The organism is Streptomyces sp. NPDC001502, from assembly GCF_042894785.1.
Lineage (GTDB): Bacteria > Actinomycetota > Actinomycetes > Streptomycetales > Streptomycetaceae > Streptomyces > Streptomyces kutzneri.
This window is the reverse complement of sequence record NZ_JBIAVW010000005.1, coordinates 261,409-288,022: the sequence shown is the minus strand read 5'-3', so window position 1 is coordinate 288,022 and position 26,614 is coordinate 261,409. Positions and strand designations below refer to the sequence as shown.

Sequence of the window (26,614 nt, the reverse complement as noted above, 5' to 3'; positions counted from 1 at the left end):
ACCCGGAAACGCCCCGGGCCGACAGTTGTGTTCATGCCTCCGACCACCGCGCCCGTCCTCGCACCCGCCCCCGATCCCGACCCCGTTTCCACCTCCTCGTCCAGGGCCCCGGCACGGCCCCCCGTGGTGTCCTGGGCGCGGGCCCGGGTACTGGCCCACGGCGCGGCGCGCCCGCTGCCCGCCCGTACGGTCCCCCTGCGCGACGCGGCCGGACTCACCCTGGCCGACGGCCTGCCCACCCTGCGGCCGCTCCCGGGCTTCGACACGGCCGCGATGGACGGCTACGCGGTGTCCGGCACCGGACCCTGGCGGGTACGGGCCGCCGTCCGCGCGGGCGCGCCCTGGGCGGGCGTACTCGGCCCGGCGGAGTGCGTGGAGATCTCCACCGGGGCCGAGGTGCCGGCCGGGGCCCGCGCCGTGCTGCCGCTGGAGTCGGCGGTGACCACGGACGACGGCCGGGTGTCCGGCCCCGTGCCGCCGCCGGGCCGGCACATCCGGCGCACGGGCGAGGACACCCCCGCAGGCCGCCGGCTCGCCCCGGCGGGCACCAGGATCGGCCCCGCCCTGCTCGGGCTCGCCGCCGCCTGCGGCCATGACACGCTGCCGGTGCGGCCGCGCCCCCGGGTCGGCGTACTGGTCACCGGGGACGAGCTGGACCACGCGGGCGTTCCCGGCCCCGGCCGGGTGCGCGACGCCCTCGGGCCGCTGCTTCCGGCTCTGGTTGCCGAACTCGGCGGCGAGACCGAAGAGGTGCGGTACGTCCCCGACCGGCCGGGCGGGCGTCTGTCCGGGGCCGTGCACGCGGTGCGGGGCGCCGACATCGTCGTGGTCACCGGCTCCACCTCCGTCGGTGTCACCGACCAGCTGCGCCGGCTCCTGGAGGACGCCGGGGCGCGGATGGTCGTCGACACCGTCGCCTGCCGGCCCGGCCATCCCATGCTGCTCGCCGAACTGGCCCCGGACCGCTGGGTGGTGGGACTGCCGGGCAACCCGTACGCCGCGCTGGTCGCCGCCCGTACCCTGCTCGGCCCCCTGATCGCGGGTCTGTCCGGACGCGGCCTCGGTGCCCTGCCGCACGTTCCGGTGCACGGGCGGGTGCGGCCCGTCCCCGGACTGACCCGGCTGGTGCCCGTCGCCTGGGACGGCGCGCGGGCCAGGATCGCCGAAGGGCACGGCGCCGCGTTCCTCCAGGGGGCCGCCGTGGGCGACGCGCTCGCCGCGATCCCCCCGGACTGGACGGACGGGGATCCGGCACCCCTGGTCCTGACGGCCGGCTGACGGCCGGACCGGCGGCCCGTCAGACGAGGTCCAGCAGCCGTTTGTACGAGCCGCCGAAACCGCGGCGCTCGTCTTCGCCCAGACCACCACGGGCGGTGAGGCGGTCAGCGGCCGACCGCGTCGAGGTGCTCGTAGAGGGCCCGGTGCCCTTCGGCGGTGGGGTGCAGGCCGTCGACGAGCAGGTCGGTCCGCTCCCGCAGCGGCTCCCACAGGTCGAGGTGGTCGATGTGGTTCGCCTCGCACCAGGCGCGGAGGAAGGCGCGCAGGGCCAGTGCGCGCGCCCGGGTGAAGCGCAGGCCCTCGTAGTCGCGGGTGCGGTCCTCGTCGAGCCAGGACGGCCCGGCGACGACGAGCCGGGCGTTGTGGCCGAGGGCGGTGGCGGCCAGCGCGTCGAGGCTGCCGGTGAGCTGCGTGAAATCGGCGGCTCCGTCGGCGTGGGCGTCCGCGGCGGCCTCCGCGGCGGCGAGCGGCACGGCGGAGTCGTTGATGCCGGCGGCGACCAGGAGGGTGTCGGGCCGGCGGGCCGCCAGCAGCGCGGGCGTCTGCTCGCCGACGTCGGCGAGGGTGCTGCCGGGAACCGCCAGGTTGAAGAGCCGGCGTTCGGCCTCGTTCCCGGCGATGTGGGCGGCCGCCAGATGGCCCGCCCAGCCGCCCCGCGGGTCGCAGCGTCCGTAGGCGATGCTGTCGCCCACGATGACGATGCGCTCCGCCGGGCGCAGCGGCTTCGCGTCCAGGTAGGCCCAGGTGCTCTCGCCGGAGGAGAGGACCACCCGCCGACGGGTGTAGTCGTCGACCTCGTAGGCGTCGGCCGCGGCGAGCTCCTCGTCGGTGAGGTGCAGCACGGCGCCTTCGACCGAGGCGCCGAGCCTGCGCTCCAGGATCAGATGCACGTCGAGCCCGCTGGCCGCGATGACCGCCGGATCGGTGATCTTCAGGGGCCGGGTGGTGTAACCGGCCAGCGACGCCGGGGAGATGGGCACGGCTCTGCCGAAGAGAGCGGTCTGGACCCGCTCGTCCATCAGCGTGCCGAAGGAGAAGAGGGTGTGCGTGCGTGATCCGGTCACAGTGAGCCGCAGGGCCTTTCTTCACGGAGGGTCAGGTTTCACCCTAACGGCCGACGGCCGACGGTCGAAGCCGGCCGGTCTCCTCGCCGGGAGGAGCACCATGCTCACGGTCCTGGCGCCTCACCGCGTCGCCCGCCCGCCCGCGCGCCCGACCGGCCGTGTGTCCGGCCCGCCGCGGCCCGGACGCCCCGTCACCGGTCGGCGAGCAGTGACAGGTGGGCCCGCGCGGCCTCCCGCAGGAGGTCGTCGTCCAGCGGGCCGTGCCGCCCGTGGCAGGGGATGATCCGGCGCTCGGAGTCCGCCCAGGTGCGCAGGCGGGGGCGGATCTCGTCCGGGGTGACGCCCAGTTCGGCGAGCGTGGCCAGGGCCGACGGCGGCGGGGCCGCGCCGTGCGTCTGGCCGCCGGGCCGGGTCCGTACCAGGTCGGCCAGGACGGGCACGCACCGCGCGTACGGGTCACCGGTGATCCGGCGGTGGGCCTCCGCCGCCCACAGCCGCGTCGCGGGCGCCGGCTCCTCCAGCGCCGCCTCGACGAGGGGGAGAAGAGGCCGGCCGGCCGGGCCGAGGTGCCGGGCCAGGGCGAGCCACCCGCCCGAGGCCTGCGCCAGCAGGGCGAGCGCGGGTTCCGACGGCCCACCGAGGCGGGCCAGGGACACGGCAGCCGTGATCCGGTTCCCCGTCCGTGCCGTTCCACGGTCCTGGACCGCCATCACGTCCCAGAAGTTGTGCTCGTCGGCGGGCGGCTCGTACCCGTCCGGCTCGCGCGAGATCTCCGTCAGCGCGGCCATCACCTCGGGCGTGGCGACCCCCGCCTCGGCCAGCGCCGTCGCCGCCACCTGGACGTGCCTCCGCACCCTCAGCAACGCCACCAGCTCGGGGTGCACTTCGGAGGTGACGGCCGGCGAGAGAGCGCGCAGCGCCCGGTTCCCGTCCCGTAGGTGCGAGGAGCGCAGGACCGACCGCCACAGGTCCCAGCGGCCGGTTGCGGCGGCCAACTCCCCGAGGACGTCGGCATCGTCCTCGGTGCCGGGCACGGCCCCCGGCTCTTGGCCGGGGAGGAGGCCCTCCACCCGCTCGTCCCCGAGCAGGCCGAGGAGCATCCGTGCGGACCGGGACCGGTACGGGTCCGCGTCCGTGTCCTGGGCGTGGGGCAGCACTTCGGCGGCGATGGAGGGCCGGTCGGCGTGCCGGACGTACGGGAGCAGCTCCCCCCAGGTACCGGAACGTGTCCCCGTGTCCGTGCGGCAGTGCGCTCCGCAGCAGGTCGAAGGCCTCCTCCTCCCGGTCCCGCCACGTCGACGCCAGACGCGCGGCCCGCTGGGACCCCACCGGCCGCGGTCGCCGGCGGCGATCAGCCGCCGGGCCACGACCGCCATGGCCCCCGCGTCGGCGTCGAGGACCCGGGCCGTGCGGTGGCCCGGATCCGGGAGACCGACGAGGAGGGACGGCAGCCCGTCGCGGGGCGGGACGTGGGAGCTCGCCTCCGCGAGGACATCGACCAGATCCGCCGGGTACGGGGTACCGGCCTCCTCCAGCAGCATGACGGCGGCCCGCTCGCGCACCAGCGGCTCGGGGTCGGTGACGGCCTCGGCCGCCCACCGCCGGACCACGTCCGGGCGGAGGCCGGCGAGCGCGGAGAAGGCGTCGGCCCGGACCGGCCCGTCGGGGTCCTCCTCGTAACGCTGCGCGAGGCGGTCCCCTACGTCCTCACCCACCAGGGAGGCGAGCGGCGTGAGGGCGACGACCGCACGCCGGGTTTCGGGATCGGGGTCCTCCAGGAACCGCAACAGGGCCGGGAGTTCGGCGAGGACCAGATCGAAGGCAGCCGCGTCCTCGTCGCCGCGCTCCGCCGAACCGGGCCCGCGCCCGTCGGCGATGTCCGCGAGCCGGTGGATCAGGTCCGCCCGTACGCGGGGTACGTGCGCGGCCGCGTGCGCGAGGAACGGGATCGCGGCGAGCGTGGCCGAGTACACCGCGTTCCAGCGGGTCAGCACCCACAGCGGGTGCACCAGCTCGCGCGCCGTTCGCCCGTCGTCCGTGTACAGAGCCCGGATGATCCGGGGAACGTTCGAGGCCTCCGCCCGCTGTCCGTGCCGCAGCGACGCCCAGTCGACGGAGTCGAGTTCCTCGGGTGGTCTCATGGCCGGAACGGTAACCCGAGCGCCTGGAGGGCGAACGGGTCGCGGGGATCACCCGTGCGGGCTCCATCGGTCGCAGTACTCGACGTGGATCTCGCGCGCGGTGCCGAGGACGCCCTCGGTGGAATGGAACTCGGTGCAGAAGTGCCCGTGGCCCGGATGGGCGGCCACGTATCCGGGACCGTGCCGGGCGACATCGAGGAAGTGAGGGGCGGTGGCCCGGAACACCTTCGCGCTGCCGGTCATGAACAGGGTCTCGGCGTGGAGGTGCTGGTGGAACAGATCCCGGTTCTCCCGGTGGTGCCGTGCCGCGTCGTCGGCCGAGGATCCGCCGGTGGGCGGCGGACCGGGGACCGTCAAGGTCACCGTCTGCGGGCGCCCTGGGCCGAGCCGGGCGCGGAGTTCCTTCCAGCGTGCCGGCGCGAACTGGAGCGAGTGGTGCAGCAGCACGAGATCGAGCTGTCGTGTCCCGGCCTCCGGCCGCCCGTGCGCGGGGGCGCGATTGCCGCGCATCGGCAGGTGGACCAGCGAGCGCGGTGACGAGGCGGCGAGCAGCCACAGGCCGCCGATCAGATACGCGGCGTCCTGGTCGAGATGGGTGTCCAAGGAGCGGTCACGGTCGACGAGTACGGCCCGGACCGGTGGCTCGGCCGGTCGGATGACCTTGAACTCCACCGGTCCGAGACGCGCTTGGTGAAGGGTGACCGGAAGCTTCATTCGGCGCATCGCGACGACCCCTACGCCGCACGCGTCTTGTCCGCGGCGCCCACACGGGGGACACCGTCGACCGCCGTACAGATACCGAAGACACGGTCGTGGCCGGTCCAGCCGTTCACCCGGCCCCGGTTGTTGCTGATCTGCACCCGCTTCCTCGCCGGGTCCACGGCCGACACCAGGTGCAGGTACACCGTCCCGGCGACACGGGCGAGGACGATGTCCCCGGCCTTCAGCTTCGACGGGTCGGCCGGAGCGACCACCACCCGCTGACGACTGCGTATCAACGGGACCATCGAGGAGCCGGTCGGCCGGAACTCCACGGTGGCTCCGCCGGCGACCCTGCCGGCCACTGCGTCCAATGCACCCATCCGTGGATGCTCGCAGATCCGGCCGCGGGACCCCATCGATTTACGCCCGCGCCCCGCGCGCGGACGGCGGCCTCCCGGCGTGTCCGCGGCGTGTCTGCGGTGTGTCTGCGGCGGTCCGTTCCCGGAGGGCGGTATGGATGGTGGGTCGGGGACGAGAGCGGGGAGCGGCGCGTGGCGGCGATGGTCGGACTGTTCTGGGTCACCCCGGACGCGGTGTACGTGGGGTCGCCGCCGAACGCCCTCGGGATCTGCGTCCGGCTGACCGCCGAGGGCCTGGAAGCCGCGGACCCCGACAACCCCCGGACGTGGACATGGGCGGGGCTGCGTTCCGCCGTGGTCGAGGACGTACCCGGGCACAACCCGGTGGGCCGTGCGACGAAGGCCCTCGGCGCGATGATCTCGGCCGCGATCGGAGCGGACTACCTCGGTGAGGGGCCGCCGGAGATGACGCTGCGCCTGGAGACGGAGGAGGGTACGCACGAGGTCATCGTCCACGCGGCGGTGGCCGGCTACCCCGCCGAGGAGGCACGGCTCTCCCAGGACCTGCTCGACCGCTTCGTGGCCGGAACCGCGGACCCGCGGGCCGTCGAGGCGTGGGGCCGGGAGCACGCCGTGGAAGGCACCCCCGAACCGCGTGCGCGGGAGGCCCTGCTGCACACCTGGGCGCAGCGGTAGCCGGTTCCCCGCTCAGTCGATGCAGAACTCGTTGCCCTCGATGTCCAGCATCGGGATGCACGCATCATCGCCGTCGTACAGCGTGCGCACGTGTACCGCGCCGAGCGGGACCAGTCGTGCGCATTCGGCTTCGAGTGCGGCGAGGCGCTCAGGTTCCGCGCAGTCGAAGGTGACTTGGAACTGCTTGATCGACTGCATCGGTCCAGCATAGAGACGTGGTCTAGGACGACTCCTGGAGGTAGGCGGCGATCATCGCGAGGTCGTTGGCGATGGCCAGCACCTCGGTGGGATCGGCGCTCGGTGTGGAGGCGCCGTTGACACCCGCGTAGAAGGTGTCGAAGCGGCCGCCGCCCTTGTCGAGGTAGCCCGCGATGGTGATGGCGCCGACGGCCAGCCGGTCGTTGAGGGCGTCACCGCCGACGGCCGCGCCGGTCTTGGCGAACACCTTCCCCCGGGCCGGACAGCTGCGGCAGTTCTCGGCCAGCAGACCGTCGACCCCGAGGATGGGCAGGGCCTCCCGGAACAGCCGCGCGTCCGGGGTCCGTTGCCAGTACGCCAGCATCTGCACCAGCACCTGCGGCGTGGCCCGGTCGGCGGGGTTGCCGCCCCGGCCGTCCATGAGCTGCGCCTGCTCGCGGTCGACGCCGGCCTGGTCGAGGAAGCCGGCGAGCACCGGGAAGCCGGCGGGGCACTGATTGCTCTTCGCGGTGACGGCGAGGAGGCAGATGCCGAGGTTGGCGCCCAGGTTGTGGCTGACCTTGAGGATCAGCTTGGCGTACTGGGCGTAGGGCGGGGAGGTGTACGCGGCCACCCGTGGCCGTCCGTCGTAGTCGCGCGGCAGCCGCCCCACCGGGTTGGCGCCCGACGGGTCGGCGGTGACGTGCACCCCGGCACGTTCGAGCGCCTCGATCAGCGCGACCCGTCCGAAGGCGGCCGGGTCGCCGATCGGGGAAGTGCGCAGCAGTGGTTCGGAGCCTGCCGCGATCGTTCCGGTCAGGCGGATCCGGGTGCCGCCGTCCGTGGCCGTCACGGTGACCGCGGTCGGCTTCCCGGCCGCCACCGTCTTCACGGCGGAGGTGACCTGGTAGGGCGCGACCTTGGGCCGCCAGTCCAGCCGGGCGTCCGCGCCGGGCCGGTCCCCGGGGGTGGTCGTGAGGTCGATCAGGTTGTCGTTGATGATCAGGGGCGTCGGCGTGGGGACGAGCTCCGGGTCGGGAAGAAACAGCCGGCTGTCCACGATCACGTCGCCGTCCACGCGGGTGATGCCGGAGGCGCGCACCTGCCGGGCGAGCAGGTCGATCCCGGCGAGCGGGTTCTCCGGGGTGAGGGTCGCCCCGGGGAAGTCGTTGGCGTAGGTGTGGTCCAGGTCGGTGTACGCGACCGTGCCGTCGGGGCGGGTCCGGCCGCCCATGGTGAGGTCGCCCTGGGCGACGAGGTCGAGGTCTCCGGTCAGCGTGGCGCCGTCGCGCTCGCCGACCGCGTAGAGCGGGGTCACGAAGCGGTGGTCGGCGCCCAGGGTGTGCCACGGGCCCGAGACGCTGATCAGCTTGGCCGTGGAACCGGGGATGAAGAACTGCTCGGGGAAGAGGCTGTGCACCACGCGGCCGTTGTCCGGGTCGGTCTGCAGGAGGCCCCACTGGGCATTGCGGTAGTCCGGCTTGCGCATGATCTCCCTGATGCGCGGGTCGAGGCCGGCGAGCCCCGTGTCGCCGGTCACGGACGGCGTCGACGGGGCCGGGGCCGGGGTCGGGGTCGGGTCCGCTCCGGTCGCGGTGCCCGAGGCGAGGGCCACGAACAGCAGGGCGGCGCAGGCGGCGGCCGTACCGCGCCGCAGTGGTGCGGGGTGGATCGGTCTGCTCACAGCGCGCTCCGTTCGTGGCGGCTGTCTCCTCCCGAGGCCAGGAACCAGGGTGGCACGGCCGCGCCGGGCGGGCGCGCCGGGCGGGTTCACTCCTCGGTCGGCAGCCAGCAGCCGTGCAGGCCGAGCGGGACGCGTACGGGGATACGGGCGCGGGCCACCGGGCCCGAGGCGGGATCGTCTGCGGGGATGACCAGGAACCAGCTGGATCCGTCCGTGCGGTCCGTGGCGAAGGTCAGCCAATGGCCGCCCTCCTCGGACCCGGACCCGGAGCCCGGCTCGGGGGCGAAGACCGGCTCGCCGACCGAGAGGTCCCCGGCCGACCAGACGCGGGAGGTGCCGGTCTCGTTGTCGTACCAGCGCACGGCGTCGTACTCGCCCGGCAGCAGGTCCGTCCGCCCGGTTTCGGTGGCCAGCGCGGTGTACCGGTGGCGCCGGCCGATGCGCCGGTCGTCGACCCGCGGGAACTCCACCCGGGCGTCGTCCAGCGGGGTACGCGCCATGCTGCCGGCGGCCGGGTCGATGCGTGCGCGTACCAGGCCACCGCTGATCGGCCCGGCGTCCTCCTCCGGTCCGCCGACGGTGAGCCTGCTCCACTGCACGTAGTCGAGGACCACCGGGGCGTCAGCGCCCGGGCCGTCGTCGTACGCGTTCACGGTGTGCCACGTCCAGAAGGCCTCGTCCGCCGCCCAGCGCACCGGTCCGCCGTCGCGCGGGATCAGTGCCACCCGGGTGCCGCGCTCGGGGCGCCAGGCCAGGAAGGAGCCGCCCGTCATGGCCGCGGCGAGGTCGAAGAAGGCCGGGGCGAGGACGAGGACGGCGTAGCGGCCGGTCAGGGCCATGTCGTGGATCATCATCGGCTCGTCCACCCCGTCGACGGGCGTGGGCCCGCGGCTGACCGCGCCGTGGTGGTCGATGACGGACCAGGTCAGGTAGGGCGGCTCAAGGCCGTAGCAGAAGACGACCATCTCGCCCGTGCCCGGGTCGATCTTCGGGTGGGCCGTGATGCCCGCGGGCAGGGCGCCGCCGAAGCCCTCGCGGCCGAGCGTCGCCAGTTCGGCGTCCATCCGGAAGGGACAGGCCGATTCGGCGAGGGCCAGCAGGCGGCCGGCGTGCCGGACCACGTTGATGTCGGGCATGTCCCGGAAGGTGCCGGCGAGCTCCGGACCCACCTGGTCGGCGTCCGGCATGATCATCGACTCGACGCCGCCCCACAGGGCTCGGCCGGCCCGTTCCTCGGCCAGCAGTGCGGGGGTGCGTACGAAGCGGTTGCGGTAGCGGGCCCGACCACCGGAGATCCACACGCCGTGCAGCATGCCGTCGCCGTCGATGGGGTACAGGTACGAGCCGATCGGCGTGAACCGCGGATTGGGGCCGTTGCGCAGGTACAGGCCGTCCAGGGTGTCCGGCAGCTCGCCCGTGACCTCCAGGTCCGCGACGTCGACCTCCTCGGACACGGGTGCGAAGGACCCCAGCAGGTGGGGGACACGGGCAGGGTCGAAGCGGGGTGACACGTACGTGTTCACTGGACCTCCCGGGTGCGCGGTCCCGCGTGGGCGCGCTGGGTACGGCACCTTCCAGTGAAACGCGCGCCGGGTGAGGGTGCCAGACGGCCCCGGACCGCCCCGGCCGGGCGGCCTCAGGCGGAGTCGAAGAGTCCCTCGTGCGCGCCGTCGAGGACGAACCCGTTGTCGAAGCGGACGCGGACCGTCACGCGGAGCTTCTGCTCCTGGAAGGCGATCCACGCCGGTTCCAGGGAGGCGACCTTCTCCTCAAGCTGCCTCCTGCTCCCCTCGGGCATCTGAGAGCCGAAGGAGTCGAGGAGCGACTTCAGGCGCTCGTACTCGCGGACGTCCTCGCCGCTCTGCGGCTGGTGCTCGTCCACCCGCTCGACGGTGCCCTCGGTGCCCGAGGCCAGGGCCAGGAACCCGGCGACGGCCTCCCCCGCCGCCGTGACCGAACCGGTCAGCGTGAGGTCCGCGGCCAGCTTCACCCGGAGGCCTTCGTTCAACGTCATCGATCCTTCATCTCCCCGGTCGGTGCCCGAGCCTATCGGTGGCTCGCGCGCCGGGCCCGACCGGCACCGCTCAGTACGAGAACGCCATCGGCCGGTCGTTGTCGTCGTGGTCGCCGCCGATCCGGGTGGGCGGGTCGAGTTCGTGCGCGGCCGGTTCGGAGGGGCCCGCCCGCACGGCCTGGACCATCAGCCTGATCTCGATCGCGGCGAGGAGCGCGTACAGCGCGGTGTAAGCCGTGAGGGAGGCGATCACCTCGCCCTGGGAGACCTCGGGGGACACGGCGTCGATCGTGCGCAGGAGCCCGTAGACCACCCACGGCTGGCGGCCCATCTCGGTGAAGATCCAGCCCCAGGAGGTCGAGACGAGCGGGAAGGCCAGGGTCCACACGGTCAGCCACCAGTACCAGGCGGCCGCCCTCGGGGGAAGCGGGCGGCCGCGGGTGAGGACGAGCCGCGGCACCTCGTCCCCGGTGGTGCGCAGGGCGGGCCGGAGCAGGAAGCGGCGCCGCGTCAGCCACAGGCCGAGGAGGCCCAGGCCGAAGGAGGCCATGCCGAAACCGATCATGAAGCGGAAGCCCCAGAAGGCGACGGGGATGTTCGGGAGGTAGCCGCCCGGGCCGTGGCGCACCTCCTCGGCGGCCGCGGTGTCGTTGATCCCGGGGACGTAGGCGGTGAAGTTCCCCTCGGCGAGGAAGGACAGCAGACCGGGGATGGACCATTCCACGGTGTTGTGACCTTCGGACACGTCACCGATGGCGAACACGGAGAAGGGCGCGGAGGTCTGGCCCTCCCACAGCGCTTCGGCCGCGGCCATCTTCATCGGCTGCTGCCGGAACATGACCTTCCCCAGAGTGTCCCCGCTGAGGGCCACGAGCAGGCCGGCGAGGGCCAGGGTGACCAGGCCCAGGCGCAGCGAGGCGCGCATCACGGGAACGTGCCTGCCGCGCCGCAGGTGGAACGCCGCCACGCCCGCCATCAAGGCCCCGCCGGTCAGGAACGCGGCGGAGAGGGTGTGGTAGACGACCACGAGCGTGGTCTCCTGCGTCAGCACGGCGAGGAAGTCGGTGAGTTCGGCGCGTCCGGTCTCGGGCGAGATGGTGTAGCCGACGGGGTGCTGCATCCACGAGTTGGCCGCGAGGATGAACCAGGCGGAGAGCAGGGCCCCGACGGCCATCGCCCAGGCGCAGGCCAGGTGGATCCGTTTCGGCAGCCGGTCCCATCCGAAGATCCACAGGCCGATGAAGGTCGATTCGAGGAAGAAGGCGATCAGCGCCTCGAAGGCCAGGGGCGCACCGAAGACATCGCCGACGAACCGCGAGTACGTCGACCAGTTCATCCCGAACTGGAACTCCTGCACGATGCCCGTGACCACGCCCATCGCCACGTTGATCAGGAACAGTCGGCCCCAGAACGTGGTGGCCATCAGGTACGTGCGCTTCCCGGTCCGCACCCACGCGGTCTGCAGGACGGCCACGAGCACGCCGAGCGAGATCGTCAGCGGCACGAAGAGGAAGTGGTAGACGGTGGTGATGCCGAACTGCCACCGGGCGACCGTGTCGGGCGCCAGCGCCAGGTCCAACGGCATCCTCGTCCTCCTCCGCGCACCGCTGCTGCTTCCCGGGGGGGCCACTCTGCCCGGCGTACGGGCACACGGGCGGTCAGCGGCGGCCGACCCGCGCGGGGTTGCCCCGGACAGTCGTCAGGGGCGGGCCGACATGTGGTCGGCGACGGCCTCGTGGGTCAGGTGGAGGCCCGCCCGCAGGACGGCGTCGTGGCGGGTGGGGTGGGCCGCGCGGTGGGCGAGGTCCAGGCCGCGGGCCCGGTCGAGGTCCGCGGCGCAGTCCTCGCCGCGCAGGGCGGTGTCCAGCGCGCGGGCGGTGGCCCGCACCAGCGGGGCGAGGTCGCGCAGGGCGGATCGGGAGCCGCACCGGGATGAGGAGCCGCACCAGGATGGGGAGCCGCACCGGGATCGGGAGCCGCGCACGGGCCATCGGTGCGGGCGCGCTCCCGGAGTTCCTGGGCGAAGAACTGGAGCGTGAGGGCGCTCCGGGCGGCGAGCCGCAGCCGCTCCCCGAGCCCGTCCGGCGTGCGGCTCGGCGTGCGCGGGTACAGCCGGGGGAGCCGGGCGCGCCGCGCGGCCCGGTCGTAGGACGCGAGGCCGTTCCGAGGGCGCAGCCACAGCTCCGCCTCCTCGGGGAGCTCGGGGGCGGTGGGCGGTCCGCCGCCGGCGAGCCGGGCGGCGACCGTGTCGAGGAGGCCGCCGAGTTCGCTCCGGTACGTGTCGAGGCCGTCCGCGGCCGACCGGAATGGGTCCGGCGGCCACAGCAGGGGTCCCAGCAGGACGACGGTGGCGATGCCGACCGCGCTCTCCACCAAGCGGGCCAGGGCATAGCCGGGGAGGGCGGTCGCGTAGATCACCAGCGCGCTGACCAGGACCTGCTGGTTGGGGGCGCCTCCCTGGTACATCAGGTACATGCCCGCGCAGCCGCAGGCCAGTACGGCGAGGAAGGACACCGAGGCCGCCGCCGACACTGAGGTCACCGAGGAGGCCGAGGGCGGCGGCAGCCAGTGCAGTACGAACGTGCTCAGCGCCACGCCCACGACGACGCCGACGAGCCGGTTCCACCCGAGGCGCGGGGCGGCGTACACGTCCTCGCGGAGGATCAGTACGGCGGGCAGGGCGGCAGGCACCGGGACCGTGCTCGTGCCCCACCAGAGGCAGAGGAACCAGGGCACGGCGGCGCATACGGCCAGGCGGGTGGCGGACCGCAGCCGGGCGCGGGGCGGGGGGTTGTGCGGAACGGCGACCGTACCGGGCATAGCGGACAGCGTAGGCGTGTGCGGCCGACCGCGGCGCCATCGACGGGACGGCCGGGCCCGCCTATGATTCCGACGCGCCACGCACCTCGAACATGCATACCCACAACGGGCGATGGCGGTCTCCGAGACCCTTACCGGGACGCCGTCCTCGCCCGCCGAGTTCGGAGGTTCCGTTGAGCACATCCATACGCACCCCGCGCACCTCGCGCAGACTGGCGGCGCTGGCCGTCGGCCTGACCGCTGTCCTGGCAGCTTCGGTCGGTCCGTCCTTCGCCGCGCCGCACAGCCCGACCGGCCCGGCGGTGACGCGCACAGCGGCCGCCGCTGCCCTGTCCGTGGTCAACCCGGGCAACCAGGTGTCCCTCCAGTACGACTCCGCGTACTTACCGATGGCCGCCACCGGCGGCACGGCTCCCTACACCTGGTCCGCGGCGAACCTGCCCGCCGGCGCCACGATCAACGCCTCGACCGGCCTGATCTCGGGCCTCCTGCGCGGCAGCGGCATCCGTACCGTCACCGTCACCGCCAGGGATGCCGCGGGTGCCACGGCCTCCGCCACCTTCACCTGGCGCGTGATCCGCGACGCCTGTCCGCGCTGCTGACCGCCGCCCGGCGCCCCCCGCCCGCCACCACGGCCGGGGGCGCCGGGCCGTACCCCTGGCGGGTGTCTTGTCGGTCAGGCCGGGCTCGCGGCGCCCTGATCCGCCCTGACCGACAAGACACCCCCTAGGGCAGGATGTGCGGATGAGCACGACGGAACCGGTGGTGAGGGCGCGGGCGCTGGCCACCCCGGGCGAGCGGCGCGTCCTGGGCATCGCCGGGCCCCCGGGGGCCGGAAAGTCGACACTGGCCGCCCGCCTCGCGGACGCGCTCGGGCCGGAGCGGGCCGTCGTGGTCCCGATGGACGGGTTCCACCTCGCCCAGGCCGAACTGGACCGGCTGGGCCGCGCCGACCGCAAGGGCGCCCCGGACACCTTCGACGCCGCCGGCTACGTGGCCCTGCTGCGCCGGCTGCGCACACCGCACGGACCCACGGTGTACGCGCCCGCCTTCGACCGCGCCCTGGAGGAGCCGATCGCGGGCAGCATCCCCGTGCCCCCGGACGTACCGCTGGTGATCACTGAGGGGAACTACCTGCTCCACGACGCGGGGGAATGGGCCCCGGTACGCCCCCTGCTGGACGAGGCCTGGTACCTCGCCCCGGCCGAGGACCTCCGCCTGGAGCGGCTGATCGACCGTCATGTGCGGCACGGCAAGGACCCCGCGTACGCGCGCGCCTGGGTGAGCGGCTCGGACGAACGCAATGCCCGACTCGTCGCCCTGGGCCGCCACCGCGCCGACCTCGTCCTCGACGCCGGCTGACCGCGCGCGCGGCGGGTCCCGGGCTCACCGAGCAGCAGCAGCCGTGCGGCTCACGGGACGCGCCAGACGTTGGCGAACGCCGCGTTCTCGATGGACCGCCGCTGGCGCACCGCCTCCAGTTCCATCACGGCGTCGCCGACGACGGCCAGTACGGTCGTCACCGCCTCGTCGTCCAGGCCGGGCTCGTCCTCGGACCGCGGGTCACGGATGCCCACGGCCGCGGCGAGAGAGGCGAGCACGGGCTCGTCCGCCTCCCAGCGGCTCAGGGCCTGGCGGTGAGCGGGCGTATCTGCCACTTCCAGGCGATCGGATCCGAACGGCAGCAGACCACGGCGTCCCCGTGTCAGCTCACCGGCTTCCTCAAGGGTGGCCTGGTAGGAGGCGGAGAGGTCACGGCCGCGGCGCCACAGCCAGTCCTCCACCCGCTCGTACGGCGTCTGCCGGGTGAGCGCCGACGAGGCCTCGGCCAGGAGTCCGTCCTCCAGCGCGGGCTGTCCGCCCGGCACGATGCGGTCGCCGTCCAGAACGGCGGCCTGCGCGTCGAGGAGATCGATCAGCTCGGCGCCGGCGAGGGCGAGCGACAGGTCACCCTGGCCGACCGAATGGTCCGGCTGCGGGTCCATGGCGATGATGAACAGGTCTTTCGCCGTGCTCATGAACGGCTCCCCTCGGAGTCATCGGAAGTCGGATCCCGCTGATCACCTTCCATGGTCGCACCAACGCCCACCACCGTTGCGGGGTTCCCGCACATCGCCCGGACGGACGACACGACCTGGACGACACGACCTATTGGGGGGCGTCTTCGAGCAGGGCCTGGCCGGCATGACCGCCCGGCCGGACGCCGCCGGGGACGACGAACAAGGACGAGGCCTCGTGGACCGGATAGCGGCCGAGGGCGTCGCCGCGGGCGAGGCGCTGCCGGACGGGGACGAAGCCGGTGCGGGGGCCGGACTGCCAGGCGACGAAGAGCATCCCGGCGTCCGGTGTGCCGTCCGCGCGCAGGCGGTCGTAGTACGACGAGCCGCGGCGCAGCATCGTCGCGCCGCCGTTGGTGCCGCGTGCGGTCGGCCGGATGTGTGCGTTGCGCGCGATCACCGGGACGCCGTCCGGGCAGTGGGCAGTGAGGTCGGGCGCGGTGTGTTCGCCACCGCCGGGGAGGGTGTCCCAGTGGTCGAGGAGCATCCGGATCCGGCGGACCACCACGTACGAGCCGCCCGCCGGCCACGGCGGCGAACCGGGGCGGTCACGAGGATCCGGCCCCGCGCGGCTCCGTCGGCGGGGGAGGGGTTGGCGGTGCCGTCGAGCTGTCCCACGAGGTTGCGGTGCTTGGGTGCGGTACGGCCGGGCACCGGCGCGGTGGTGAACCTGGACCTCACCCAGCGGGTCTTCGCCTCGCCGTGCCCCAGGCGCTTCACCGTGCGCCAGGGCGTGCAGGCCGGCGAGCGGGTCGTCCGCGGCGATCTGGACGAACAGGGCGCCGCCGCCGCGGGCCGGGTCGAGCTGGTCGTCGGGGAAGGCGGGCAGCGGTGCGAGTGCCTCGGGGCGGGCCGTGGCCAGGCCCACCCGGTCGAAGAAGCTCGCGCCGAAACCGAAGGTGAGGGTGAGGGAGGCGGGCCCTGAGCCCAGCGCGACGCCGGTGCCGGCGGCCCGGGCCCTCCGTCCTGTGGGACGACCAGGCGCGGGCCGGCCGCGCCCTCGAACGCCGTCCCGTCCTCGGAAACGGCCAGGAGGACCTGGGACTTGGCGAAGCCCGGATCGAGTTCACCTCGTGCAGCAGCACGCCCTGGGGCAGCTTGCGCAGGTCGGCCGGGGTGATCGTGTACGGCTTGTCGACCAGCGACTGCCGACCACCGAGGTCAGATCGTCTCGTCGAGCGCATCCGCAAGGGTGAATCGGTATAGGGAATGCCATTTGCCGCACAGGATCCAGGCCGCCGTCAGAGCCTCATGTGGCATTCCACGAAGGGGAGTCGGGCCGTCCGCGCCTTTTCGGTCCCGGCTCGGTCGAAGCCACGAAGGCCAGGTCCGCACCGGTGGATTCGTCCGGGAGGGAACGCGGGGCCCGCTCCACCCCTCTTGCCTGGTGCGCTACCCGCCGGTAGCGCTCCGGACCCGAGCGTCCGGACGGGGACGGTGCAGAGGGTTCACTGATTCATGGGTCTGACGAGTGGGACGCTCATGGCGAGCGTCGCGGTGTGCACGGCGATGCTGTTCGCCCTGACGGTATGGGTGTGGCCCCGGCTGGGAGGGCCGGGCGCCCGGCGGGTGCTGGGACGCGTCGGGCTGCTCGTGCTCGTGCAGTTGACGGTTCTCGCCTCGGTCGGCGCCGCGGCCAACCGCACCTTCCTCCTCTACGACTCCTGGGCCGACCTCGCCGGGACGAAGCAGCACGCCCCGGCCGCCCCGGGCGGCGCCGCGGTGGAGGTGCTCGGCCGACAGGCCCCGGAGGTGCCCGGCGGCCGCAACCCGCAGGTGGGCGGGGCGATCGAGAAGGTGACGATCCACGGCGAGCGGTCCCGGGCCGCCGCCGAGGCGTATGTGTACCTGCCGCCGGAGTACTTCGACAAGAGCGACGAGGAGCGCAGGTTCCCGGCCGCCGTCGTCCTCACGGGCTACCCGGGCATGGCCGAGAACCTCATCAAGAAGCTGCACTACCCGCGGCTGGCGTGGAGCCTGGCGAAGCAGAAGCGCGTGCAGCCGATGATCCTGGTGATGATGCGGCCCACCATCGCCGCGCCCAACACCCAGTGCGTCGACGTCCCCGGGGGCCCGCAGAGCGAGGCCTTCTTCGGCGCGGACGTCGTCAAGGCGATCTCCGGCACGTACCGCGTGGGCACCTCGCCGCGGAGCTGGGGCATCATCGGCGACTCCACCGGGGGCTACTGCGCCCTGAAGATGGCGGTGCAGCACCCGGAGGCGTACGCGGTCGGCGTGGGCCTGTCGGCGGAGTACAGGCCCGAGATCGACAAGGACTCCGGTGACCTGTTCAAGGGCAACAAGGACGAGGAGAAGCGGTCCGACCTGCTGTGGCACCTGGATCACCTGCCGCAGCGGAACTCCTCGTTCCTGGTGACCTCTTCGCTGCGGGGCGAGCCGAACTACGGCGAGACGCAGGAGTTCATCCGCAAGGTGAAAGCACCCGCGCACGTCTCGTCGATCATCCTCGACAGCGGTGGCCACAGCTTCAACACCTGGCTGCGGGAGATCCCGCCGGCGCTCGTCTGGACGGGTGCACGGCTCGCCGCCGAGTGAGCGCGGGGGCGAGCGCGGGCGGACAGGGGGCGTCCGGGGGCGAGCAGGGGCGTCCGGCGGCCTCCGGGTGAGCCGCGTCTCACCTGACCCCTGCCGCTTGTCTATGCAACGAGTTGCATAGAAAGATCGGGGCATGGCGCTCGACCACGCGATCCTCGTCTCCCTGCTGGAGAAGCCGGGCTCCGGCTATGAGCTGGCCCGCCGGTTCGACCGGTCCATCGGCTACTTCTGGACCGCCACCCACCAGCAGATCTACCGCGTCCTGGGGCGCATGGAGGGGAGCGGGCTGCTTGCCGTCCGCGAGGTCCCGCAGCAGGGCCGGCCGGACAAGAAGGAGTACTCCGTCGCCGGCCCCGGCCGCACCGTCCTCGCCGAGTGGCTGCACGAGCCGATCGAGCCCGAGAGCCTCCGCCACGACCTCGCCGTCAAGATCCGCGGCGCGGCCTTCGACGACCCGGCCGCGCTGATCCACGAGGTCGAGCGGCACCACCGGGCGCACAGCGACCGGCTGGCCCGCTATCTCGCCGGTGAACTGCGCGACTTCACCGGGCCGGACGCCCCCGCACCGCTCGACCCCGGTCAGGAGCTCCAGCACGTCGTGCTGCGCGGCGGCATCGCGTTCGAGCGGATGACGATCGCCTGGCTCGACGACGTCCTCGCCACGCTCCACCGGCTCGGCGGGCCCCCGCCGACCGCCACCGCCTGAGCTTCGTCGCGCCGCGGAAGCCGCACCGCCCGCGCCCCCGCCGCCGCACCGCCCCCCATGCATGTGCCCGGCCTCCCCTCCCCTCCTCCAACCCCTCGGAAGGTGAACCTCCATGGCAGACGCCCTGCTCTTCAACCCGCACACGTACGACCCGGCGCACTTCGACCCCGAGACCCGCAGGCTGCTGCGCGCCACCGTCGACTGGTTCGAGAGCCGCGGCAAGCGCCGGCTGATCGAGGACTACCGTTCGCGCGCCTGGCTCGCCGACTTCCTCGCCTTCTCTGCGAAGGAGGGCCTCTTCGCGACCTTCCTGACCCCGGCCACCGCAGCCGGCGAGGGGGAGTCCGACAAGCGCTGGGACACGGCACGGATCGCCGCCCTGAACGAGATCTTCGGCTTCTACGGCCTCGACTACTGGTACGCCTGGCAGGTCACCATCCTCGGCCTCGGCCCGGTCTGGCAGAGCGGCAACGCCGACGCCCGCGCCCGCGCCGCGCAGCTCCTCGCCGAGGGTGAGGTGTTCGCCTTCGGCCTGTCCGAGAAGACCCACGGCGCCGACATCTACTCCACCGACATGCTGCTGCAGCCGTACGTCGACGAAGCCGGTGCCGGCGGATTCCGCGCGAGCGGCTCCAAGTACTACATCGGCAACGGCAACGCCGCCGGCCTCGTCTCCGTCTTCGGCCGCCGCACCGACATAGAGGGCCCCGACGGCTACGTCTTCTTCGCCGCCGACAGCCGCCACCCGGCGTACCACCTGGTGAAGAACGTCGTCGACTCCTCCAAGTACGTCAGCGAGTTCCGCCTCGACGACTACCCGGTCCGCGCCGAGGACGTCCTGCACACCGGCAAGGCCGCCTTCGACGCCGCCCTCAACACCGTCAACGTCGGCAAGTTCAACCTCTGCACCGCCTCCATCGGCATCTGCGAGCACGCGATGTACGAGGCCGTCACCCACGCGCACAACCGGGTCCTCTACGGCCGCCCCGTCACCGCCTTCCCGCACGTGCGCCGGGAGCTGGCCGACGCGTACGTGCGCCTGGTCGGGATGAAGCTCTTCAGCGACCGCGCCGTCGACTACTTCCGCAGCGCGGGCCCCGACGACCGCCGTTACCTCCTCTTCAACCCGATGACGAAGATGAAGGTGACCACGGAGGGCGAGAAGGTCATCGACCTGATGTGGGACGTCATCGCCGCCAAGGGCTTCGAGAAGGACAACTACTTCGCGCAGGCGGCCATCGAGATCCGCGGACTGCCCAAGCTGGAGGGCACGGTCCACGTCAATCTCGCCCTGATCCTCAAGTTCATGCGCAACCATCTGCTGAACCCGGCCGAGTACCCGGCCGTACCGACCCGGCTCGACGCGGCCGACGACGCCTTCCTCTTCCGGCAGGGGCCGGCCCGGGGCCTGGGCTCCGTACAGTTCCACGACTGGCGGACCGCCTACGACGCGTACGCCGACGTGCCGAACGTGGCCCGGTTCCGCGAGCAGGCCGACGCCCTCTGCGCGTTCGTGGCCACCGTCGCCCCGGACGAGGAGCAGAGCCGCGACCTCGACTTCCTCCTCTCCGTGGGCCAGCTGTTCGCGCTGGTCGTGTACGGACAGCTGATCCTGGAGCAGGCCCGCCTGACGGACCTGGACGGGTCGGTGCTCGACGAGCTGTTCTCCGTCCTCGTACGCGACTTCTCCGGCCACGCGGTCGAGCTGTACGGCAAGGACTCCGCGACGGCGGCCCAGCAGGAGTGGGCGCTGGGCGCGGTCCGGCGTCCGGTCGTCGACGAGGAGCGGGCGGCGCGCGTCTGGGCGCGGGTCGAGGCGCTGTCCGGCACCTACGAGATGGCCCCGTAGAAACGCGGACCCCGGGGGACCGGCACGGCCCGTCACGGCCGGAGCCGGTCCCCCTTCTCAGGCCTGCGCGGTGGGGCGTACGACGATGTCGCCCACGTCGACGCCGTCCGGCTGCTCGACGGCGAAGGCGATGGCGCGGGCCACCGCGTCCGGCGACAGCGCGGTCTCCATCATCCGGTCGATCCGGGCCCGTGCCTGCGGTCCCATGCGCCCGGTGAAGTCCGTACGGACGGCCCCGGGCGATACGACGGTCACGCGCAGGCTGTCCCCGGCCTCCTGGCGCAGGCCCTCGGAGATCGTGCGCACGGCGTTCTTGGTGCCCGCGTACACCGACTGGAGCGGGACGACGCGCAGCCCGGCGGTGGACACGGTGTTGACGAAGTGTCCCGAGCCCTGCTCCCGGAAGACGGGGAGCGCCGCGGCGATCCCGTAGAGGACGCCCTTGAGGTTGACGTCGATCATCTCCTCCCAGTCCTCGACGCGCAGTTCGTCGAGCGGGGAGATGAGTCCGACGCCGGCATTGCTGACGAGGACGTCGAGCCTGCCGTAGCGCTCCCGCGCCAGGTCGACGAGGCCGGACACGTCGCCGCGCCGCGTCACGTCCGTACGGATCCAGGCGGCTTGACCGCCGGCCCGCTCGATCCGGGCGGCCAGCGCCTCCAGGCGTTCCGTGCGGCGTGCGCCGAGGACCACCTTCGCGCCCCGCTCGGCGAGCAGGAGTGCGGTCGCCTCGCCGATGCCGCTGCCGGCGCCGGTGATGGCCACGATCTTGCCTTCGATTCCCGGCATGGCGGGAGTCCCTTCGGAAGAGGAATGGGGCAGGCCGATGGCATGCCCTAGAGTGAAAGTGGAGGCGCCTCCACTTCACTCACACTAAGTGGAGGCTCCTCCACTTAGCAAGCGAGGAGCGAGGGAGCCGCTGATGGCCGCAGACGCAGGACGCCCGCTGAGGGCCGACGCGCAGCGCAACCGGGACAAGATCCTGGCTGCCGCGGTGCGCGTGTTCACCGAACAGGGGCTGGAGGCGCACTTCGAGCGCATCGCGAAGGAAGCCGGCGTGGGCACCGGCACCCTCTACCGAAATTTCCCCACCCGGGAAGCCCTGATCGAGGCGGCCTACCGCAACGAGGTCGCCCGCCTGTGCGACTCCGTCCCCACCCTCCTGGGGACCATGCCGCCGTACGAGGCCCTGCGCGCCTGGACGCGCCGCTTCATCGACTACGCCACCGCCAAGATGGGCATGGCCGACGCGATGCGAGCCGTCCTCGCGGCGGGGAGCAACCCGTACGCCGACAGCCGCCGGATGATCCAGGACGCCCTCACGTCCCTCATGGAGGCCTGCACCGCCGCGGGCGCGATCCGGTCCGACATCAGCTCGACCGACATGTTCGCCGCCCTCGCGGGCATCGCCCTCACCTCGGCCGGTCCCGGGCAACGGGCCCAGGCCGAACGCCTCCTCGACCTCAACCTGGACGGACTGCGCCTGGGGCGGGAGTAGCGGTGCGGGCGAGCTGTCGGAGGGCCTGTCGTCGGCGCCGGGGCCACGCCGCGGCGAACGGTGTCCCGCTCACGCCACCCGGGCGAGGAAGAGGTCGCTGAAGTGCTCCATCTCGATGCCGCCACCGTGGGCGTCCAGGACCTGCGCCGTCTCGGTGAGGACCTGCTCGCGCCGGTCGTCGGGCAGGACGCGGTAGCGCGAGATCGATGCCAGGTATGCCAGGTAACGGCCGGTGTCGTAGTGCCGCTCCTGCCGGTACCGGACGGCCCGCAGGCCGGTGAAGCGCCCGTCGCGGCGGAATTCCTCCTCGGGCCAGCCGGGTTGTCCGGCCCAGTTCCCGGGCACGTCGCCATAGGCGGACACCAGTTCGGCGTGCGGTGAGCGATCGATCCCGTGGCGGCGGTCGACCTCGGCCAGGGCGGCGTGCACCCGCGCGTCGCGCACCGCCTGCGGGTTCCAGAACAACGCCACGGACCCGCCCGGCGCGAGGGCGTCCCGGACCAGATCCCGACGCCGCTCCGGATCCACCCAGTGCCAGGACGTGGCGGCGAAGAGCAGCCCGAAGCGGCGGCCCCCGGGCCGCCAGTCCTCGAAGGCGCCGCTGTGCACCCGGACCCCCGGGTAGCGCGCGGTGTTGCGACGGAGCACCTCGGCCATGCGCGGATCGGGCTCGATGCACACCACGGGCGTACCCAGCGCCGCGAAGGCCACCGTGGCCTTGCCGGTCCCCGCACCGACCTCAACGGCCGTGCGCCCACCCGGATCCGCGTACGCGAGCACCTCAGCGGCCAGCGCGTCCGCATATCCCGGGCGGGCGGCATCGTAGAGCTCGGCCACCTCCCCGAACACCCGGCTGCGCGCCATGTCGACCTGCCCCCGCACGGTCATCCCCGTCCCCGCCTCCCCGATCGGCAAGCGACCACCGTACCGACCGAAACGACGGCCCGCACCGAACGACCGCGACCCGGTGAACCCTTCCGGTCACAGCACTGGGCCGTCTCTTTCGGATCTTGCCAGACGGCGCGGGTCGGGCAAGATCCGGAAGAGACGGCCTAGCCGACGAGGCGTCTGCGCCAGGTCAGCGGGGTGACGGTGATGGACTGCCCCGGATCGCCGTTCCATTGCGTGGGCAGGCCCGCGCGGGTCAGGGCGGCGATGACCTCCCGGCCGACGGCGGCAGTGGTCGCGGAGGTGCCGTCGAAGCCGCCGTACAGCAGCGTCAGGCCGTGCCCGGCCGTCGCCGCGTCCGTGCACTGGCTGTGGAAGTACACGAAGCCACGGGTCTCCGGTCCGCCCTCCGCTCCGATCTCGGCCTGCCCGCAGCTCCGGCAACAGGTGAAGTCCTCGCGAGCCGTGATGCCCGCCGCGTCCAGCTCGGCGAATGCCCTGGACAGCCGCTCCGGATCGGTCTCGCCCTCCCAGTCCGCCTGCTCCCCGACCCGTTCGAGCCACATCCGGTCGGCGAGCGCGCGGGCCTGCGCGGGGGAGACGGGCCGGCGGTCCCCGGACACGAGGTGGTCCTCGGCCAGTTCGGCGAGTCGGCCCCGCGTCGTGTACCCACCGGCCAGTACCTCGCGGATCCGGCCCTCCAACAGCCCCCGCTCCTCCTCGCCGAGGTCGAGCGGTGGTACCGGCTCCGCCGGCGGGAACTCCACGCGTTCCCAGTCGCCCCGGCGGCCGCCCGCCCATGCGGTCATGGCGGCGATGACCGCCTCGGGGTCGTCGACCGACGTCCTGAAGTGCCGCTCGGGGCTGCCGGCGCGGTGCTCCAGGGTGTAGTCGCCGCCGGTGCGGTGCCACACCTGGATGAAGACATCGGGCAGGTCGGGGATCGCCTGGACGACGAGGAACCGGTCGCCGTCACCGCCGATCCGGTGGACCAGCGCGGAGAGTTCCCCCAGGGAGGGCCGTACGTGTCGGTGGCCGGTTTCGGTCAGGGTCGTGATCGCGAGCATGGTCGGCACTGTGCCAGGTGGCACTGACAACGGGGTCCGCCTCAGGCGAGCGTGTCCGCCAGCAGCTTCGCGGTTCTGGCGATCAGCGTGTTGTCGCGCGGCGTCGTCGCCTCCGGCATGGTCGAGAGGATGGCCAGGACCACGGGCGGGCGTCCCGGGGGCCACGCGATGCCCACGTTGTTGTTGGTCCCGTACGAACCGGCGCCCGTCTTGTCCGCGACGGCCCAGTCCTTCGGCAGGCCGGCCCGGAGGCGATCACCGCTGGTGGTGTTCGACAGCAGCCACCGGTTCAGCTGCTCCCGGTCGCCCGCGTCCAGCGCGTCGCCGAGCCCGAGGCGGGCGTACGTCCGTCCGATCGCGCGGGGGGTGGTCGTGTCCGTCACCCGCCACGGCTCGGCCGTGTTCAGGTCCGGCTCCCACCGGTCGAGCCGGGTCGTGCGGTCCCCGAGCGAGCGGCAGAAGCGGGTGATCGTGGTGGGGCCGCCGAGCTCGCGCAGCAGCAGGTTGCCGGCCGTGTTGTCGCTCTGGGCGATGGCGGCGGAGCAGAGTTCCGCCACGGTCAGACCGCCCGCGATGTTCTCGGGCAGCTCCGTGACCGACCCGCCGCCCGCGTCCGTGACGTCCTGGAGCGTGTAGTGGATGCGCTTGGCGAGATGCGCGCCGTCGTGGTCGAGGTCCCGCAGCACGGCAGCCGCCGCAAGCGTCTTGAACAGCGAGCACATGGGGAACGGTTCGTCGGCCCGGTGGACGACGCTCCGGCCGGTGGCGGTGTCCAGCGCGTACACCCCCAGCCGCGCCCCGTATTCGCGCTCCAGCGCGCTCAGCCCCGCCACCGGTGAAGCGGCGCGGGCCGTACCCGCCGGCAGCGCCGCGGCCAGTGCCGCCCCCGCCCCCACGGTCAGCAGTGCGCGTCGAGACGTCCATGCGTCCGGGGTCCTCACGTCAGGTTCTCCTCTTCCTGGCCGGTCATGTGCCCCCGAAGACGTCAAACGTGATCAATTCGGTTCCGCCGCATTGATGTACCAGTGGGGTGTACTAGCGGTACACCCTGCTGGTGTGTACCGTGAGTGCATGACTCCGCTCCCTCGCTTCCATCGACTGCCGGCCGAGCGACAGGAGGCGATGCTCGCCGTCGCCCGCGCGCACTTCGCCGAACACGGACCCGCGTCCGCCTCGTACAACAAGATCATTGAGGCCGCGGGCTTCTCGAAGACCGCCGCCTACCAGTACTTCGACGGCCGGGAGGACCTCCTCGCCGCCGTTCTCGACGACGTGCTCGACCGCCTGCTCGGCGTGCTCGGGCCCTGGACCCCGGCCCCCGACGAGGCCGACTTCTGGGCCCGGCTGGAAGCCGGATCGCACGCCCTGGTCGCCCACTTGCGCGCCCACCCGGACGATCTGGCCCTCGCCGACACCGCCGTCGGGCGGGCTCAGGACGGCATTTGGCTGGGCTGGTTCGGGGCCGTGGTCGAGGACGGACAGCGGCTCGGATTCATCCGGACGGACGTGGACCCGGCCCTGCTGGCCGGCGCGACCGCGGCCGTGATGCGGGCGGCCGACGAATGGGCCCTGGGCGCGCTGCGCTCGGCGCGGCCGACGGCGCAGGCCGTGCCGGGCGGCGAGCAGGTCTGGAGCCTGCTGCGGGGGCTGTGGAACGGCGGAGCCGACGGAGGGGCCGGGCATGCGCACTGACCTGGAGATCCGCTGGGAGATACCGCCCACCTCCCCGGGACCGCTGGGCCGCCTGGAGCGGTTCATGGGGCCGGGCAAGTCCCGCTCGGAGTCGGCGGTGGAGATTCTCGGCGCGGGCGGGTGCGCGGTGCTGCTCGCGGCCGGGGTGTGGTCGTCGGGGATCCACCGTGACTGGAACGGCCTCCAGTGGGCCGTGGTGGTGCTGATCGGCCTTGATCTGCTCGGGGGGATCCTCACCAACGCGACGAACTCCGCGAAGCGCTGGTACCACCGCCAGGACCCCGGGGCCCGGCGCGCCCGCCTGCTCTTCGTCGGCGCGCACGTGCTCCACCTCGCCGCGATGGGTCTCCTGGTGCTCGGCGGGGACCGCGGCTGGACCCTGGGCAACACCGCGCTGCTGCTCTGTGCCGCCGTGGTCGTGGAGTTCACGCCCGTCCATCTCAAGCGCCCCGCGGCCATGGCCGGTTACTCCGCCGCCGTCGTGGTCAACCTGTTCTGGCTGCCCGTGCCCTCCGCCCTCGCCTGGTTCGCACCGCTCTTCTTCCTGAAGCTCCTGGTGTGCCACCTCGTGCCCGAGGCGCCGCTGGAACGGCGGCGCGATGTCTGACCCCGACGCGGCTCCCGGTCCCGGTCCCGGTCCCGGTCCGGCTACCGGTCCCGGTGGCGGCCGCCTGGACCGCGACGACGCTCCGCCACCCGCGCGGTGCGCGCCCGTGCTCGCCGCGGCCTTCGTCCGCGAACCCGCCATGACCTGGATCGCGGGCGGATCGGACCGCGTACGGCAGGCCTGGTTCGCCGCCACCCTGCGTACGCACGCCACGCTCCCCGGAGCCCGCCGCCACCTGCTGACCGACCGTCACGGTCGGCCCGTCGCCGCCGCCGTCCTCACCCCGCCCGCCACCGTCCCCTCGGGTGCGGCCCGGGCGGCCTGGGCGGCCCGCACCCTGGTGGGCTGCGGCCCGCGCACCCTGGTACGGACACTGCGCTATCTGCACGCCGCCGAGGCCGAAACCCCGGCCGGGGCCTGGACCCTGGAGTTCATCGGCGTGGAGCCCGAGGCGGCGGGGCGGGGTGCCGGAGGGCGGCTCCTCGGCCACCTGCTCAGCGCGACCCCCGCGCCCGGGGGCATCTTCCTCACCACCGCCGACGAGGCGAACGTCCGGCTCTATCACCGCTTCGGCTTCACCACCCTGCGGCGCCTGACCGTGGGCCCCCTGGAGGTGACGGCGATGTGGCGACCGGCCGCGGCCGAGCAGACACGCTGTAGCAGGTGAGGGCAGCGCCATGAACTGACCGCCGCGCCGTTTTTCGGCCGTGTTCGTGAGCAAGGCCGAAAATCGTTCACAACCCCGGCAAACCACCTGCG

At 73.3% G+C, this 26,614-nt stretch carries 26 protein-coding genes and 1 pseudogene; 11 read left to right on the top strand and 16 right to left on the bottom strand.

Annotated elements, in window-relative coordinates:
- Positions 1 to 33 precede the first annotated feature (33 nt).
- Positions 34 to 1,278, top strand: a complete 1,245-nt coding sequence (locus tag ACFY0D_RS10920) for a molybdopterin molybdotransferase MoeA (RefSeq protein ID WP_390798011.1) — start codon at positions 34 to 36, stop codon at positions 1,276 to 1,278.
- A gap of 104 nt (positions 1,279 to 1,382) precedes the next feature.
- On the opposite strand, the gene ACFY0D_RS10915 is transcribed toward ACFY0D_RS10920, so the two are convergent.
- The 4 genes from ACFY0D_RS10915 to ACFY0D_RS10900 form a co-directional block, all read right to left on the bottom strand.
- A complete protein-coding gene (locus ACFY0D_RS10915; protein ID WP_390798010.1) occupies positions 1,383 to 2,342 on the bottom strand; it encodes a GDSL-type esterase/lipase family protein in 960 nt (319 codons plus the stop codon).
- A gap of 191 nt (positions 2,343 to 2,533) precedes the next feature.
- A complete protein-coding gene (locus ACFY0D_RS10910; protein ID WP_390798009.1) occupies positions 2,534 to 4,483 on the bottom strand; it encodes a hypothetical protein in 1,950 nt (649 codons plus the stop codon).
- Positions 4,484 to 4,531: 48 nt separating this feature from the next.
- Positions 4,532 to 5,206 (bottom strand): hypothetical protein, encoded by a 675-nt coding sequence (locus ACFY0D_RS10905; protein WP_390798008.1) that lies wholly within the window; start codon positions 5,204 to 5,206, stop codon positions 4,532 to 4,534.
- An 11-nt stretch (positions 5,207 to 5,217) separates the two neighbouring features.
- Positions 5,218 to 5,565 (bottom strand): S26 family signal peptidase, encoded by a 348-nt coding sequence (locus ACFY0D_RS10900; protein ID WP_314244995.1) that lies wholly within the window; start codon positions 5,563 to 5,565, stop codon positions 5,218 to 5,220.
- 171 nt (positions 5,566 to 5,736) lie between these two features.
- Between ACFY0D_RS10900 and ACFY0D_RS10895 the strand changes: the two genes are divergently transcribed.
- Positions 5,737 to 6,240, top strand: coding sequence for a hypothetical protein (locus tag ACFY0D_RS10895; RefSeq protein ID WP_390798007.1), 504 nt, complete (start codon positions 5,737 to 5,739; stop codon positions 6,238 to 6,240).
- Positions 6,241 to 6,252: 12 nt separating this feature from the next.
- Here the strand turns inward: ACFY0D_RS10895 and ACFY0D_RS10890 are convergent.
- The 6 genes and pseudogenes from ACFY0D_RS10890 to ACFY0D_RS10865 form a co-directional block, all read right to left on the bottom strand.
- A pseudogene (locus tag ACFY0D_RS10890) lies at positions 6,253 to 6,390 on the bottom strand (VOC family protein); the annotation flags it as partial.
- Between the two features lie 70 nt (positions 6,391 to 6,460).
- Positions 6,461 to 8,101: a D-alanyl-D-alanine carboxypeptidase/D-alanyl-D-alanine-endopeptidase gene (gene dacB / locus ACFY0D_RS10885; RefSeq protein ID WP_390798006.1), complete on the bottom strand. Its 1,641-nt coding sequence runs from the start codon at positions 8,099 to 8,101 to the stop codon at positions 6,461 to 6,463.
- A gap of 86 nt (positions 8,102 to 8,187) precedes the next feature.
- Entirely contained in the window at positions 8,188 to 9,612 is a 1,425-nt protein-coding gene (locus ACFY0D_RS10880) for a carotenoid oxygenase family protein (protein WP_390798175.1), read from the bottom strand.
- A gap of 125 nt (positions 9,613 to 9,737) precedes the next feature.
- Positions 9,738 to 10,115, bottom strand: coding sequence for a hypothetical protein (locus tag ACFY0D_RS10875; RefSeq protein ID WP_390798005.1), 378 nt, complete (start codon positions 10,113 to 10,115; stop codon positions 9,738 to 9,740).
- Between the two features lie 70 nt (positions 10,116 to 10,185).
- Complete coding sequence (locus ACFY0D_RS10870; RefSeq protein WP_390798174.1) at positions 10,186 to 11,694, bottom strand: cytochrome ubiquinol oxidase subunit I; 1,509 nt, start codon at positions 11,692 to 11,694, stop codon at positions 10,186 to 10,188.
- 161 nt (positions 11,695 to 11,855) lie between these two features.
- On the bottom strand, positions 11,856 to 12,935 hold the full coding sequence (locus ACFY0D_RS10865) for a hypothetical protein (protein WP_390798004.1): 1,080 nt from the start codon (positions 12,933 to 12,935) through the stop codon (positions 11,856 to 11,858).
- A 173-nt stretch (positions 12,936 to 13,108) separates the two neighbouring features.
- On the opposite strand from ACFY0D_RS10865, the gene ACFY0D_RS10860 reads away from it, so the two are divergent.
- Both ACFY0D_RS10860 and ACFY0D_RS10855 read left to right on the top strand, forming a co-directional pair.
- Complete coding sequence (locus ACFY0D_RS10860; protein WP_390798003.1) at positions 13,109 to 13,537, top strand: Ig domain-containing protein; 429 nt, start codon at positions 13,109 to 13,111, stop codon at positions 13,535 to 13,537.
- 142 nt (positions 13,538 to 13,679) lie between these two features.
- Positions 13,680 to 14,297: a nucleoside/nucleotide kinase family protein gene (locus ACFY0D_RS10855; RefSeq protein WP_390798002.1), complete on the top strand. Its 618-nt coding sequence runs from the start codon at positions 13,680 to 13,682 to the stop codon at positions 14,295 to 14,297.
- A gap of 50 nt (positions 14,298 to 14,347) precedes the next feature.
- Here the strand turns inward: ACFY0D_RS10855 and ACFY0D_RS10850 are convergent, their stop codons facing one another.
- A complete protein-coding gene (locus ACFY0D_RS10850) occupies positions 14,348 to 14,953 on the bottom strand; it encodes a GPP34 family phosphoprotein (RefSeq protein ID WP_390798001.1) in 606 nt (201 codons plus the stop codon).
- A 130-nt stretch (positions 14,954 to 15,083) separates the two neighbouring features.
- Positions 15,084 to 15,923 (bottom strand): Dyp-type peroxidase, encoded by an 840-nt coding sequence (locus ACFY0D_RS10845; RefSeq protein WP_390798173.1) that lies wholly within the window; start codon positions 15,921 to 15,923, stop codon positions 15,084 to 15,086.
- 527 nt (positions 15,924 to 16,450) lie between these two features.
- On the opposite strand from ACFY0D_RS10845, the gene ACFY0D_RS10840 reads away from it, so the two are divergent.
- The 3 genes from ACFY0D_RS10840 to ACFY0D_RS10830 all read left to right on the top strand — a co-directional run bounded on the left by ACFY0D_RS10840 (position 16,451) and on the right by ACFY0D_RS10830 (position 20,103).
- Positions 16,451 to 17,548 carry an alpha/beta hydrolase gene (locus ACFY0D_RS10840; protein ID WP_390798000.1) on the top strand — a complete coding sequence of 366 codons (1,098 nt, stop codon included), beginning with the start codon at positions 16,451 to 16,453 and terminating at the stop codon, positions 17,546 to 17,548.
- Between the two features lie 133 nt (positions 17,549 to 17,681).
- Positions 17,682 to 18,254 (top strand): PadR family transcriptional regulator, encoded by a 573-nt coding sequence (locus tag ACFY0D_RS10835; RefSeq protein WP_390797999.1) that lies wholly within the window; start codon positions 17,682 to 17,684, stop codon positions 18,252 to 18,254.
- A 112-nt stretch (positions 18,255 to 18,366) separates the two neighbouring features.
- Positions 18,367 to 20,103: an acyl-CoA dehydrogenase family protein gene (locus ACFY0D_RS10830; protein ID WP_390797998.1), complete on the top strand. Its 1,737-nt coding sequence runs from the start codon at positions 18,367 to 18,369 to the stop codon at positions 20,101 to 20,103.
- 57 nt (positions 20,104 to 20,160) lie between these two features.
- Here ACFY0D_RS10830 and ACFY0D_RS10825 read toward each other — a convergent pair whose 3' ends face one another.
- Entirely contained in the window at positions 20,161 to 20,892 is a 732-nt protein-coding gene (locus ACFY0D_RS10825; protein ID WP_390797997.1) for an SDR family oxidoreductase, read from the bottom strand.
- Positions 20,893 to 21,025: 133 nt separating this feature from the next.
- Here ACFY0D_RS10825 and ACFY0D_RS10820 point away from each other — a divergent pair, with 133 nt between their 5' ends.
- A complete protein-coding gene (locus ACFY0D_RS10820) occupies positions 21,026 to 21,601 on the top strand; it encodes a TetR/AcrR family transcriptional regulator (RefSeq protein WP_390797996.1) in 576 nt (191 codons plus the stop codon).
- A 69-nt stretch (positions 21,602 to 21,670) separates the two neighbouring features.
- Here ACFY0D_RS10820 and ACFY0D_RS10815 read toward each other — a convergent pair whose 3' ends face one another.
- The 3 genes from ACFY0D_RS10815 to bla all read right to left on the bottom strand — a co-directional run bounded on the left by ACFY0D_RS10815 (position 21,671) and on the right by bla (position 24,497).
- The gene (locus tag ACFY0D_RS10815; RefSeq protein WP_390797995.1) at positions 21,671 to 22,516 is read right to left on the bottom strand and encodes a class I SAM-dependent methyltransferase; all 846 of its coding nucleotides are present in this window, start codon (positions 22,514 to 22,516) and stop codon (positions 21,671 to 21,673) included.
- Positions 22,517 to 22,653: 137 nt separating this feature from the next.
- Positions 22,654 to 23,556: a DUF6891 domain-containing protein gene (locus ACFY0D_RS10810; protein WP_390797994.1), complete on the bottom strand. Its 903-nt coding sequence runs from the start codon at positions 23,554 to 23,556 to the stop codon at positions 22,654 to 22,656.
- Positions 23,557 to 23,597: 41 nt separating this feature from the next.
- A complete protein-coding gene (gene bla, locus ACFY0D_RS10805; RefSeq protein WP_390797993.1) occupies positions 23,598 to 24,497 on the bottom strand; it encodes a class A beta-lactamase in 900 nt (299 codons plus the stop codon).
- A 130-nt stretch (positions 24,498 to 24,627) separates the two neighbouring features.
- On the opposite strand from bla, the gene ACFY0D_RS10800 reads away from it, so the two are divergent.
- From ACFY0D_RS10800 to ACFY0D_RS10790, 3 genes are read left to right on the top strand one after another with little or no spacing between them, the layout of a single operon-like run.
- Complete coding sequence (locus ACFY0D_RS10800) at positions 24,628 to 25,248, top strand: TetR/AcrR family transcriptional regulator (RefSeq protein ID WP_390797992.1); 621 nt, start codon at positions 24,628 to 24,630, stop codon at positions 25,246 to 25,248.
- Entirely contained in the window at positions 25,238 to 25,855 is a 618-nt protein-coding gene (locus ACFY0D_RS10795; protein ID WP_390797991.1) for a hypothetical protein, read from the top strand. The genes ACFY0D_RS10800 and ACFY0D_RS10795 overlap by 11 nt, the downstream gene beginning before the upstream one ends.
- Positions 25,848 to 26,522 (top strand): GNAT family N-acetyltransferase, encoded by a 675-nt coding sequence (locus ACFY0D_RS10790; protein WP_390797990.1) that lies wholly within the window; start codon positions 25,848 to 25,850, stop codon positions 26,520 to 26,522. The genes ACFY0D_RS10795 and ACFY0D_RS10790 overlap by 8 nt, the downstream gene beginning before the upstream one ends.
- The last annotated feature ends 92 nt before the right edge of the window (positions 26,523 to 26,614 follow it).

Bases quoted from the DNA above. Each gene is read 5' to 3' on its own strand.
- ACFY0D_RS10900 (WP_314244995.1), bottom strand. From the start codon at position 5,565: ATGGGTGCATTGGACGCAGTGGCCGGCAGGGTCGCCGGCGGAGCCACC.
- ACFY0D_RS10920 (WP_390798011.1), top strand. From the start codon at position 34: ATGCCTCCGACCACCGCGCCCGTCCTCGCACCCGCCCCCGATCCCGAC.
- ACFY0D_RS10800 (WP_390797992.1), top strand. From the start codon at position 24,628: ATGACTCCGCTCCCTCGCTTCCATCGACTGCCGGCCGAGCGACAGGAG.
- ACFY0D_RS10790 (WP_390797990.1), top strand. From the start codon at position 25,848: ATGTCTGACCCCGACGCGGCTCCCGGTCCCGGTCCCGGTCCCGGTCCG.
- ACFY0D_RS10855 (WP_390798002.1), top strand. From the start codon at position 13,680: ATGAGCACGACGGAACCGGTGGTGAGGGCGCGGGCGCTGGCCACCCCG.
- ACFY0D_RS10905 (WP_390798008.1), bottom strand. From the start codon at position 5,206: ATGCGCCGAATGAAGCTTCCGGTCACCCTTCACCAAGCGCGTCTCGGA.
- ACFY0D_RS10850 (WP_390798001.1), bottom strand. From the start codon at position 14,953: ATGAGCACGGCGAAAGACCTGTTCATCATCGCCATGGACCCGCAGCCG.
- ACFY0D_RS10835 (WP_390797999.1), top strand. From the start codon at position 17,682: ATGGCGCTCGACCACGCGATCCTCGTCTCCCTGCTGGAGAAGCCGGGC.
- ACFY0D_RS10810 (WP_390797994.1), bottom strand. From the start codon at position 23,556: ATGCTCGCGATCACGACCCTGACCGAAACCGGCCACCGACACGTACGG.
- ACFY0D_RS10820 (WP_390797996.1), top strand. From the start codon at position 21,026: ATGGCCGCAGACGCAGGACGCCCGCTGAGGGCCGACGCGCAGCGCAAC.
- ACFY0D_RS10795 (WP_390797991.1), top strand. From the start codon at position 25,238: ATGCGCACTGACCTGGAGATCCGCTGGGAGATACCGCCCACCTCCCCG.
- ACFY0D_RS10825 (WP_390797997.1), bottom strand. From the start codon at position 20,892: ATGCCGGGAATCGAAGGCAAGATCGTGGCCATCACCGGCGCCGGCAGC.
- ACFY0D_RS10910 (WP_390798009.1), bottom strand. From the start codon at position 4,483: ATGAGACCACCCGAGGAACTCGACTCCGTCGACTGGGCGTCGCTGCGG.
- ACFY0D_RS10840 (WP_390798000.1), top strand. From the start codon at position 16,451: ATGGGTCTGACGAGTGGGACGCTCATGGCGAGCGTCGCGGTGTGCACG.
- ACFY0D_RS10830 (WP_390797998.1), top strand. From the start codon at position 18,367: ATGGCAGACGCCCTGCTCTTCAACCCGCACACGTACGACCCGGCGCAC.
- ACFY0D_RS10865 (WP_390798004.1), bottom strand. From the start codon at position 12,935: ATGCCCGGTACGGTCGCCGTTCCGCACAACCCCCCGCCCCGCGCCCGG.
- ACFY0D_RS10875 (WP_390798005.1), bottom strand. From the start codon at position 10,115: ATGACGTTGAACGAAGGCCTCCGGGTGAAGCTGGCCGCGGACCTCACG.